The sequence below is a fragment of the Luteibacter sp. genome (genome assembly GCF_009912395.1).
In the GTDB taxonomy this organism is placed as follows: Bacteria; Pseudomonadota; Gammaproteobacteria; order Xanthomonadales; family Rhodanobacteraceae; genus Luteibacter.
Map to the genome: position 1 here is coordinate 245,769 of NZ_WNDO01000003.1, position 9,780 is coordinate 255,548.

General features: G+C 63.1%; 11 protein-coding genes and 1 tRNA gene. 4 read left to right on the forward strand and 8 right to left on the reverse strand.

The window, feature by feature from the left end; translation table 11 throughout:
• Nucleotides 1-63: 63 nt before the first annotated feature.
• From clpP to soxR, 3 genes are all read right to left on the reverse strand, one after another.
• The gene (gene clpP, locus GAK28_RS05495) at nucleotides 64-696 is read right to left on the reverse strand and encodes an ATP-dependent Clp endopeptidase proteolytic subunit ClpP (protein WP_166947137.1); all 633 of its coding nucleotides are present in this window, start codon (nucleotides 694-696) and stop codon (nucleotides 64-66) included.
• Nucleotides 697-746: 50 nt separating this feature from the next.
• Complete coding sequence (gene tig, locus GAK28_RS05500) at nucleotides 747-2,039, reverse strand: trigger factor (protein ID WP_291776008.1); 1,293 nt, start codon at nucleotides 2,037-2,039, stop codon at nucleotides 747-749.
• Nucleotides 2,040-2,207: 168 nt separating this feature from the next.
• Nucleotides 2,208-2,642, reverse strand: a complete 435-nt coding sequence (gene soxR / locus GAK28_RS05505; protein ID WP_291776010.1) for a redox-sensitive transcriptional activator SoxR — start codon at nucleotides 2,640-2,642, stop codon at nucleotides 2,208-2,210.
• A gap of 94 nt (nucleotides 2,643-2,736) precedes the next feature.
• Between soxR and GAK28_RS05510 the strand changes: the two genes are divergently transcribed.
• Nucleotides 2,737-4,122, forward strand: a complete 1,386-nt coding sequence (locus tag GAK28_RS05510) for an MFS transporter (RefSeq protein ID WP_291776012.1) — start codon at nucleotides 2,737-2,739, stop codon at nucleotides 4,120-4,122.
• Between the two features lie 215 nt (nucleotides 4,123-4,337).
• Entirely contained in the window at nucleotides 4,338-5,342 is a 1,005-nt protein-coding gene (locus GAK28_RS05515) for an RHS repeat-associated core domain-containing protein (RefSeq protein ID WP_291776014.1), read from the forward strand.
• Nucleotides 5,343-5,701: 359 nt separating this feature from the next.
• On the opposite strand, the gene GAK28_RS05520 is transcribed toward GAK28_RS05515, so the two are convergent.
• Entirely contained in the window at nucleotides 5,702-6,424 is a 723-nt protein-coding gene (locus GAK28_RS05520; protein ID WP_291776016.1) for a YafY family protein, read from the reverse strand.
• A gap of 73 nt (nucleotides 6,425-6,497) precedes the next feature.
• Here GAK28_RS05520 and GAK28_RS05525 point away from each other — a divergent pair, with 73 nt between their 5' ends.
• Entirely contained in the window at nucleotides 6,498-6,917 is a 420-nt protein-coding gene (locus GAK28_RS05525; RefSeq protein ID WP_291776018.1) for a VOC family protein, read from the forward strand.
• A 13-nt stretch (nucleotides 6,918-6,930) separates the two neighbouring features.
• Here the strand turns inward: GAK28_RS05525 and GAK28_RS05530 are convergent, their stop codons facing one another.
• From GAK28_RS05530 to GAK28_RS05540, 3 genes are all read right to left on the reverse strand, one after another.
• Nucleotides 6,931-7,800, reverse strand: coding sequence for an aspartyl protease family protein (locus GAK28_RS05530; RefSeq protein ID WP_291776020.1), 870 nt, complete (start codon nucleotides 7,798-7,800; stop codon nucleotides 6,931-6,933).
• Between the two features lie 140 nt (nucleotides 7,801-7,940).
• Nucleotides 7,941-8,432 (reverse strand): hypothetical protein, encoded by a 492-nt coding sequence (locus GAK28_RS05535; protein WP_291776022.1) that lies wholly within the window; start codon nucleotides 8,430-8,432, stop codon nucleotides 7,941-7,943.
• Between the two features lie 411 nt (nucleotides 8,433-8,843).
• Nucleotides 8,844-8,928 (reverse strand) — tRNA-Leu (locus GAK28_RS05540).
• A gap of 314 nt (nucleotides 8,929-9,242) precedes the next feature.
• Between GAK28_RS05540 and GAK28_RS05545 the strand changes: the two genes are divergently transcribed.
• Entirely contained in the window at nucleotides 9,243-9,560 is a 318-nt protein-coding gene (locus tag GAK28_RS05545; RefSeq protein ID WP_291776023.1) for a hypothetical protein, read from the forward strand.
• Here the strand turns inward: GAK28_RS05545 and GAK28_RS05550 are convergent.
• A partial coding sequence (locus tag GAK28_RS05550) for an IS3 family transposase (protein WP_291776025.1) occupies nucleotides 9,523-9,780 on the reverse strand: 258 nt, incomplete at its 5' end. The genes GAK28_RS05545 and GAK28_RS05550 overlap by 38 nt on opposite strands.

Genomic DNA, 9,780 nt, shown 5'->3' on the forward strand with positions numbered 1-9,780 from the left:
AGCACAGCACTCCGCCCCTGAACGCAGGGGCGAAGTGCCGGTTTTCACAAGCGAAAAGTTCAATCAAGCCGAACGGACGGTTTCGTCCGTGCGCTTTTCGGCCACCGAGTCGATCAGGCCATAGGCCTGGGCCTCGGCGCCGCTCATGAAGCGGTCGCGCTCGGTGTCACGGGCGATCTCGTCCACCGTCTTGCCGCTGTGGTGGGCCAGGATGGCGTTCAGCCGCTCACGCATCGTGAGAATTTCACGGGCGTGAATCTCGATATCCGTCGCCTGGCCGGAAATGCCACCCGCCCACGGCTGGTGGATCATGATCCGGGAGTGCGGCAGCGAGAAGCGCTTGCCGGCCGCACCCGCGGCCAGCAGCAGGGCGCCCATCGAGGCGGCCTGGCCGATGCACATGGTGCTGACGTCCGGCTTGATGAACTGCATCGTGTCGTAGATCGCCATGCCCGCGGTGACGGAACCACCGGGGCTGTTGATGTACAGGTTGATGTCCTTGTCCGGGTTTTCGGACTCGAGGAACAGCATCTGGGCGACGATCACATTGGCCATGTAATCGTCGACCGGGCCGACCGCGAAGATGATGCGCTCCTTGAGGAGACGCGAATAAATGTCGTACGAACGCTCGCCGCGCGAGGTCTGCTCGACGACGATGGGCACCAGGTTGAGGTTCTGGATCGGAGCCATGGACATGCGGTCTCTCCTTCGTATGGGGCCCGGGGTGGTAACCAGAGGATCGGCGCTTACGCGCCGACCGGTCGCATCACCTCGTCGAAGCTCAGTTCCTGGTCGGTGGACTTGGCGTTGTCCGCCACCCACTCGGCCACCTGATCTTCCATCACGCGGTTCTGCAGTCCCTGCATCAGTTGGGGATCGCCGTTATACAGTTCAATGACCTTTTCCGGCTCTTCATAGGTAGAAGCAATCGCCGTGAGCATCTCGGCCATGCGCTTGCGGTCGAGACGGAGCTCGTTCTTGCGGGCGATCTCGCCCATCAGCAGGGCGGCGATGACACGCTGGCGGGCGAACGGCAGGGCCTCGGCCACCATCTCCGGCGACGGCTGCTGGCCGCGCGGCAGGTTGCCGGCGGCGAGGCTCTGGGCCTCGGCGTTGGCCATCAGGTCGGGGACGTCCAGCTCCGGGTAGGCGCCGGCCAGCTTCTCGGCCACTTCGGACTTGAGGCGGGCCATCAGGGTGGCCTTGAGCTCGCGCTCGAGGTTCGACCGGACTTCCTTGCGGAAGGTCTCGATACCGCCTTCGACCACGCCGAAGAGCTTCACGAACTCATCGTCGACGGCCGGGAGGTTCGGCTCCTGGACCTTGACGATCTTCAGGGTGACCTTGGCGGTCTTGCCGGCGAGATCCGGGTTGCGGAAGTCTTCCGGGAAGGCGACGTCTTCGACCAGGTCGTCACCGGCGGTGCGGCCGGTGAGGGCCTCGTCGAGCGCCTTGAACAGGGTGCCCGAGCCGAGCACGCTGCCAGCACGCTCCAGGCCTTCGGCCGGGAAGCGGTAGTCGCCGGCTTCGGCGGCGTATTCGAACATGACGAAGTCGCCGTCCTTCGAGGCACGCGACACTTCGTCGAAGCTACGACGCTGGGTGCGCAGGGTCTCGATCATCTTGTCGATGTCGGAGTCCTTGACCTCGGCCTTCGGGCGGGCGATCTCGATGGCGGCGACGTCGATCGCCGGGAACTCCGGCATGATCTCGAAGGTGGCGGTGTAGGCGATTTCGCCATCGACCGGGTTACCCGTGGTGTCGACCGACGGGTTGGCGATGGGCTGCAGCTTTTCCTGCGTGACGGCGTCGCGCAGCGTGGAGCCGATGAGCTCGGACAGCGCCTCGCCACGGACCTGCGCGCCGAAGCGCTGCTTGATCACGTTGGTGGGCACCTTGCCGGGACGGAAGCCCTTCAGGCGGACCGTGCGACCCATTTCCGCGATGCGCTCGCTGACCTGCGCCTCAAGGCGCTCAGCCGGGAACTTCACCGTGAGCTTGCGCCCGAGCTTGCCGACATTCTCAACCGAAACCTGCATGACCTCTCCTGAAACCACCACGGTACGTGGCGCGATGGCGACCATCCGTCGCCGAACCGAAACAAAGGGAATTAACACGGATGCCGGATCGATCGCCTCCCCGGTGGCGAAAAACCCCGCAAATGACTGCCCATTCTACGTTTTGCCTTCCCGCCCCCGCAACATGCCCTATTCCCCCGCCCAGCGGCGAGGACCGTCGCCCCCGGCAGCCAGCGCATCCCCCGGATTGGCGAGCGAACAGGCCTCCAGGGAGAGGCAGCCGCAACCGATGCAGCCGGTCAGCCGATCCTTGAGATTATGCAGTTGGGCGATACGCTGCTCGAGCTCGTCCCGCCACAGGGCGGACAGCGCCGCCCAGTCATCGCGGCTCGGCGGCCGACCGGAAGGCAGGTTGGCGAAGGCCTTGCCGACGGCCTCCAGGGGCATGCCTACCCGCTGGGCCACCCGGATCACGGCGATCCGGCGCAGCACATCGCTGCCGTAGCGACGTTGGTTACCCGCGGTGCGCAGGCTCTGGATCAGCCCCTTCCGCTCATAGAAGTGCAACGCCGAGACGGCCACCCCGGCCCGCCGGGACACCTCGCCGACACTGAGTTCGCGCATGGGGTTGACCTCAACTTTGGTTGAGGTTCTATGCTGCACGCCCCGGTCGCCGAGCGCAAGCGTGCGACACTGCCCCTACCCAGGATTCATACGGATGAACGTGAGCACCCGCGACCCAGACCTCGCCGCGGCCAGGAAGGCTATCCCGCCCGAGGGCATCCTTTCCCCGACGTACCGCGCCGCCACCATCGGCATGGTGGCGCTGATTTCCCTGATCGCCTTCGAGGCGCTGGCCGTGACCACGGCCATGCCGACGGTGGCTCGCGAGTTGGACGGCCTGAAGCTGTATGCCCTGGCCTTCGGCGGCGTGCTCGCCACCAGCGTCGTCGGCATGACCCTGTCGGGTCGCTGGAGCGACCGCCGCGGCCCGGCGCCGGCGATCTGGACCGGGCTGGTGGCCTTCGTCGCCGGCCTGCTCATCGCCGGCTTCGCCATGAACATGCCGACCCTGCTCGCCGGCCGCCTGGTCCAGGGCTTCGGTGCCGGCTGCCTCTATCCTGCGCTGTACGTGATCGTGGGACGCCTGTACCCCGACAGCCTGCGGCCGAAAGTCTTCGCCTCGTTCTCGGCCGGATGGGTGGTGCCAGCCCTGATCGGCCCCGCCATCAGCGGCGCCGTCGTGGAGCACGTCGGCTGGCGCTGGGTATTCCTCGCCGTCCCCGTCCTCGCCGTACCGGCCGCCCTCGCCCTTCGCGGTGCGCTGGCCTCGCTAGCGCCCCCGACACATACGCCAGCGGAGCAACACGGCCGCATGCTCAACGCCGTCGGCGCATCGGTTGGCGCCTGCCTGCTCTTCGTCGCCGGCCAGGAGACCGGTTGGCTGACCGTGGCGATCCTCATCCCCGCCCTGGCCTTGCTGGTGGGCTGCGGCCGCCAGCTGTTGCCCAAGGGCACCCTGAGCGGCGCGCGCGGACTGCCTTCGGTGATCGCGCTACGCGGCATCATCGCTTCCGCCTTCTTCGGTACCGAGGCCTTCCTTCCCTTGATGCTGTCGCACGAACACGACATGTCGCCGACCCGGGCCGGCCTCGCGATCAGCTGCGGCGCGCTGGGCTGGTTCGCGGGCTCCTGGTATCAGGGCCACTACGCGAAGATCACCCGACAGGCGATCATCCATCGCGGCACGGTCGCGATGCTGGTCGGCGCCACGGCGGCCGGCCTGGGCACCTTCGCCTGGATGCCGGTGGCGGCGTCCATCGCGGGCTGGGCGCTTTGCGGCCTCGGCATGGGCATGACCTATGCCTCCGTTTCGGTGGCCACGCTGGCGATGTCGTCCACCGAAGAGCAAGGCTCGAACAGCTCGGCGCTCCAGCTCTGCGAATCGCTCACGGTTTCCACGACACTCGCCCTCGGCGGCTCCCTGTTCGCCGCCCTGCTGACCATTTCCTACACCGCTGCCTTCAGCGCGAACTTCATCATTACGGCGCTGCTTGCCCTGCTCGGCGTGCTGGCGGCCTACCGGACGAACGTGCCTAGCTGAGGCCTCCAAATGGATAGGCGTGGCCGTGATCCGGAAAGGCCATTGACAAGCAGATCACTCGGATCGTAATTTCATACGAGAAGCGGAACTGCCGTCGATGCCGACGCATTACGCCATCAGGGGCAAAGAACACAGCCATCGCTACCCGCATAACGAGCCGGGTCCGTCAGGTATGCCCAAAGTCTATGCAGCAAGTCCTTCAGAAAGGCAGGCGTATGGATCGAAAAGCATTAAGAACAAGGCTCCGGTCGGCACTCGTCCGTACCAGGCTACGCATCCACGCCGCATCGACGGCGGTTCCCACGGCCATCGCCATCATAGTCGCATTCGCGAATGGCGCACCCGGCCAGTGCAAAGCGCAGACTGTTACTTACTACTACACCGACCCACAAGGAACCATCCTGGCGACAACGGATGCACAAGGCAATGTAACCGCTACGTTCGACCATAAGCCCTTCGGAATTGACGCACTGACACCCGGAACGGGTCCGGGATTTACCGCGCATGTCGAGGATAGCAAAACAAGCCTCATCTATATGCAGGCTCGTTACTACGATCCGACGCTGGGACGATTCTTAAGCGTTGATCCCATCGCCGGGAGAATGAACGTCTACGCCTATGCGCGCAATAATCCCTATACATTCATTGATCCTTCGGGAGCCCAGGATTGCAGCGATGCCTGCATGCAGATGCGCTGGGTGTCGGACAACTTTACTTTTGGACAACCCATGATCTCAGGGGAAAACATGCCTCAGCTGACATTTGGCAAGGGTACGGAAGACGCCCAAAAGAGTTGGAACGACAACAAGAGGCAGATCGTCCGAGACCTTTCGCGCAGCTATCATCGCTTCAAGCCTGGAACACGCGTAGGGGTCGAGCTCTCCTACAACACAGCGGATGCGGCATCCTTCGACGGAGCAACGATCTTCCTCAATTCAGACATCCTGTCCGGTTCGAGCACACTGATGATAGGTGGAATTCTTGGCCACGAGCTCTATCACGTCGCCGACTACACCCATGGTCGCTACAATCATTCGAATGATATTTTCAAAGGTTATGCACTGAGAGCCCGGAGCGAGGTGGGTGCTTATACCTGGAACATCCGAACTGCCGATCATTACGAATTAAATGATCCCGACTACATAGACCAGTTCAAGAACAACATAAATCTGTTTACACCTTGCGCCAACTTCAACTGCGACATGAGTATCTTCAAGTGATTCGGAAAAGCCATCGAATCATAGCGATCATCATGATGGCGATTGTTGCTCAGTCTTGCGCCACGAACCCTCCCTCACAGCCAGGGCGCACCGCCGAATTCCTCGAGCCAGGCACATCCAAATCCGCCCAGGACTACGCATCATGCGTCATACATGCTTTCGCACCCGAGACTCCCACGATCGTAGAGCATCATAGTCTACTGATCCTCTCGATCGGTGAGGGCACTACACACGCGTGGAAAATCAGCATTGGGCCTTCCCTCATCGGAGGCCTCCGGACGAAAATTCTGCTTAGAGAGTTGCCCGACGGAACGGAAGGCCAAACGATACGCGCGATGCTGAGAACGTGCCTCTGAATTTCATTCCGCGCTGACCGCGTCGCTCGCTTTCGAATCCGCCCCTCTCTCCTCCAGCTCGCGCAGATAGCGACGTAGCAACCCCGATCGTCGCGGTCGGAAACTGATGGCGGTCGCCTCGACCTTGCGGATGCGCTCCAGCCGGAACATGCGGAAATCGTCGCGCAGGCAACAGCGCGACAACAGCACGAGGGTCTGCTCCAGGTACACCACGGCCAAGGGCCAGATGGTGCGTCGGGTCGACGCGCCGTGCCGGTCGGAGTAATCGATGACCAGCGCCCTCTCCATCCAGCATGCCCCGCGGATGGCGTCGACATCCGGCAGCGGTGCATAGCGCTGGCCGTATCGCCTGACATGGGAGATGGCATGGACCATATGCTCCTGCGTCTTCGATGGCAGCGTGGCCGCCACCTTGGCCAGCACGGCGCCTGCGGCTTCCGCCAGCGCTTCATCGCCCATGTGACGCACCTCGGCCATGCCCAGCGCGATGGCTTCGATTTCCAGGCGGGTGAAGGCTTGCGGTCGCATGATGCCGTCGTTGACGAGCGTGTAGCCGTAGCCACGCTCACCGTCGATGTCGGCACCGCCCGCACGCAATACCTCGATGTCCCTATAGACCGAGCGCAACGAGACGCCCGCCGACGACGCCAACTGCTGCGCCGTGACGGGAGGCGGCAGGCTGCGCAGGAGGTGCAGCAGGCGAAACAGACGATCGGAGCGCGGCATTCAGCTGACAGGAACTGGCAGTAGGGACTCGTATCTTACGCCCCATCACATCCCTCACCTGGAGCCTTCGCCCATGTCCCTGCGTACCACGCCCCACCTCAACTTCCGCGGCCAGGCCCGTGACGCCCTTTCCTTCTATCAAAAGGCCCTGGCAGGACAACTGACCCTGGTGAGCTATGCCGACGCAGGACAGGGCGACAAGGCCTCCGATCCCTCCTATGTCCTGTGGGGACAGGTGGTCACGGACGCGGGCTTCCAGGTCATGGCCTATGACGTGCGCCTGGACCAGCCGTGGCAGCCTGGCGAGAACGCCTTCTACATCTCGTTGCGATGCGATAGCGAGGCCGAGGCGCTCTCGCTCTGGAACGCGCTTGCCGAAGGCGGCACGGCGATCCAGCCGATCGCGCCCTCCCCGTGGTCGCCTCAGTACGGCATGCTGAAGGATCGGTTCGGCATCGTCTGGGTGATCGATGTCGCGGTGGCGTACGGCTGATTCCAGCCATTGGTCAGGGCTGGGCCGGCGCGAGCCAGCCCTTCCCTGCCTTCAGGTCGAGCGTCAGATCCCAGTCGTCGAGAAACGACGAGCCGATGTTGCCATCCATGATCAGGCCGGAGACAACCGCTTTGCCGGCAAGCGTCACGCCCGGGACGATGTCGCGATGGATCGCCTGCGGACCGGCCACGTCTGGCTTCAGCCCCAGTAGCGCGGCGACATGTTTTCCGACCAGATAGGTGCCGCTGCGGTTACCGGTATCCAGTTCCATCCAGACCATGCCGGCCGATGTCGGCAGCCCGGCGTGGACAGTGAGCGCGACGCCACCCGAATCGCGAACCAGCCGGATCGGAATGGCGTGCGCGCTTTGGACGCGCTTGGCGAGACTTGCCGGCGTTTCGAGCACGAGGCGTCGCGCTCGCGACTGGATCGTGATCTGCCGCCCGTCGAACACGTCCAGGCCAATTCCGCCGCTCAATGGCGCCATGCCCTTGGGCATGAGCTTCATCAGGTCGAAAACGCCCAGTGTCGGAATGGGCAAGGTCACACCGGAGATCTGTAATCGGGCGGCGTTGCACTTCTGCATATCCAGCCGCTCCCCGATCGCACGAAACCCCGTGATCTGTCCCCAGGGCGTGCACCCGATCCGCGCGGCGACATCGGGTGTCACCGCCGTCACGCCCCAGCCACTGTCGAACAGGAACGTGCCGGGCACGCCATCGATGCGAGCTTCGATGGATTGACCCGTTTCCTTCGAGGTTTGCAGCACCAGCGAGGCAGGCTGAGTGGAGACGGCGTGCGCCGTCGCCACCGCAGCCATCATGATCGATGCGCCCAGCGCGGCGAATCGCCGCCGCCGAGGATGACGAGCAGACTGTGGCATACGTATGCCTCCGCATCATGGATGGAGTCGACGGCGAGCCGCTTTGCAGCCACGTTATGCCCGTCCCCCACCTTCCACGAAGTGCTTAACGTCATGCCGTGACGTCCAGCCCGCCGATGCTCCGCCTCTTCGGCGGCAGATTATTTATCGGGGTTTTCGCACAGCTTGCCGGGCTCATGCTCGGTCTCGCAGGAACGACCTGACGTGGCAACACGGGACCAACCGGTGCCGCCATCCGATTTCTCCTGCCAGCGGTAGGTCCACCGCTGATAGAACGCGGACGTGTGGTTCACGATCGTGATCCTCTGTCCGGATTGCCCCTTGGCGGGAAATGGACGAGGCGGACCGACATCCGGGGTAGCGTCCGTATCGTTGATGCTCGCTGCATCCACCGTTGATGGCGGAGTCGTGGCCGTGAGGACGATTTCTCCTACTTCACCATGGCCCCATGTCGTGCCATCCGGCTTCTTCTCGTCGCCATCATGGAGCTTGATCCAGGCGGCCCATTCCGCGTGCAGAGGCGAGCCGGGTTTCAGTGCGAAAACCTGGCGGGACTCGACGAGCCTGTAGCCCTGCTCACCCGACTGGGCGGTAAGGGCAAACGCGGACCCGGTGGCGCTGGCAAGCGCCATGACCAACACAACAATCCCTTGCTTGCAAAATGTCACTTTGCGCCTTCTCTGTGGTCGTTGACTAGGAAATGCGCACCCCGAGCCCCTCGACGCCAATATACGGTTGGCCTCGGGCTGGGGCAGCATTTTTCGTCGGTCCACCGAAAATGCATATCGATTCGTAAGAAATTCTTCCGTTGGTCATTGGGGCACGTGTCGTCGACCGCGGCCACACAAACGGCCTTCGGCCTCTGGCCGCAACACGGGAGAACTAAACCGGATAGGCCCGCTGCCAATGCCCCATGGGACTGCCCGGTCACCCGCATTGCGCGATGGTGACGGTGTGAGACACCACCCCAGGGACCACCGTGGACAAGATGCGGCCCTTGGCGGGGCGCAAGAGCCAAGTATCTGACTCAAGGAAGAAACACGTGGTGCGAAAGGAGGGACTCGAACCCTCACGGATTTCTCCGCCAGAACCTAAATCTGGTGCGTCTACCAATTCCGCCACTCTCGCTCGCGGCGCCATTTTAAGGATGAGTCACCCGAAGGTCCATCGGGTCTTTCACTCCCAGCCTCCGGCCCCATGAATCAGGCCGCCGAGCATTGCAGTCCGACCGGGTTTGTTGATCGGAATCGCATCAAGGCATCTACGCTGACGAACCCAGGGAGAACCACGCCACCGCACCTCCCGTGACACCCGGAACACAGGTAACGTGCCATCACACCACGGAGCTATCTGTACCCGGTATGACGGAGTCGCCAAGGCCCGGCTGCAAGCCCGTGGGGTCATCACGCCAACAGCGCCATCATCCAGCACAAGGAGTCCTCATGCGTTTGCCCAGCCCAGCCGCTTCCCTTCTCGCCGCCACGTCCCTGCTCTTCGGAGGCGCGGCCACCGCGGCTCAACCGGCGACCACCGGCCTCGGATCATCGTGGCCGAACGCGACCGACGTAAGCGCTAGCCCCCAGTACCACGTCTATCGCTTCGAACGTGACGGGATTCGCTATATCCAGATCAACGATGCGACCGGAACCGTACGAGGTGCCGTCGCCTATATCGGCGGCCAGATCCTCGACCTGATCTTGCCCCTGATTTACGGACACCTATCTAAGCGACATTGGCCAGCTCGTACTGCTCTGGGCTGAGGTAGCCCAGGGTCGAGTGCAGCCGGATCCGATTGTAGTCAACCTCAATGTAGTCAAACACATGAGCCTTGGCCTGCTCCCGTGTGGCGAGGTGTTCACCATGGATGGCCTCGACCTTCAGACTGTGGTTCCAACTCTCCATTGCTGCGTTGTCGTAGCAGTTGCCTCTGGCACTCATGCTGGCGATCAAAGCGTATTGCTCCAACAGGGCGCGGTGCTC

Bases quoted from the DNA above. Each gene is read 5' to 3' on its own strand.
- clpP (WP_166947137.1), bottom strand. From the start codon at position 696: ATGTCCATGGCTCCGATCCAGAACCTCAACCTGGTGCCCATCGTCGTC.
- tig (WP_291776008.1), bottom strand. From the start codon at position 2,039: ATGCAGGTTTCGGTTGAGAATGTCGGCAAGCTCGGGCGCAAGCTCACG.
- soxR (WP_291776010.1), bottom strand. From the start codon at position 2,642: ATGCGCGAACTCAGTGTCGGCGAGGTGTCCCGGCGGGCCGGGGTGGCC.
- GAK28_RS05510 (WP_291776012.1), top strand. From the start codon at position 2,737: ATGAACGTGAGCACCCGCGACCCAGACCTCGCCGCGGCCAGGAAGGCT.
- GAK28_RS05515 (WP_291776014.1), top strand. From the start codon at position 4,338: ATGGATCGAAAAGCATTAAGAACAAGGCTCCGGTCGGCACTCGTCCGT.
- GAK28_RS05520 (WP_291776016.1), bottom strand. From the start codon at position 6,424: ATGCCGCGCTCCGATCGTCTGTTTCGCCTGCTGCACCTCCTGCGCAGC.
- GAK28_RS05525 (WP_291776018.1), top strand. From the start codon at position 6,498: ATGTCCCTGCGTACCACGCCCCACCTCAACTTCCGCGGCCAGGCCCGT.
- GAK28_RS05530 (WP_291776020.1), bottom strand. From the start codon at position 7,800: ATGCCACAGTCTGCTCGTCATCCTCGGCGGCGGCGATTCGCCGCGCTG.
- GAK28_RS05535 (WP_291776022.1), bottom strand. From the start codon at position 8,432: ATGGCGCTTGCCAGCGCCACCGGGTCCGCGTTTGCCCTTACCGCCCAG.
- GAK28_RS05545 (WP_291776023.1), top strand. From the start codon at position 9,243: ATGCGTTTGCCCAGCCCAGCCGCTTCCCTTCTCGCCGCCACGTCCCTG.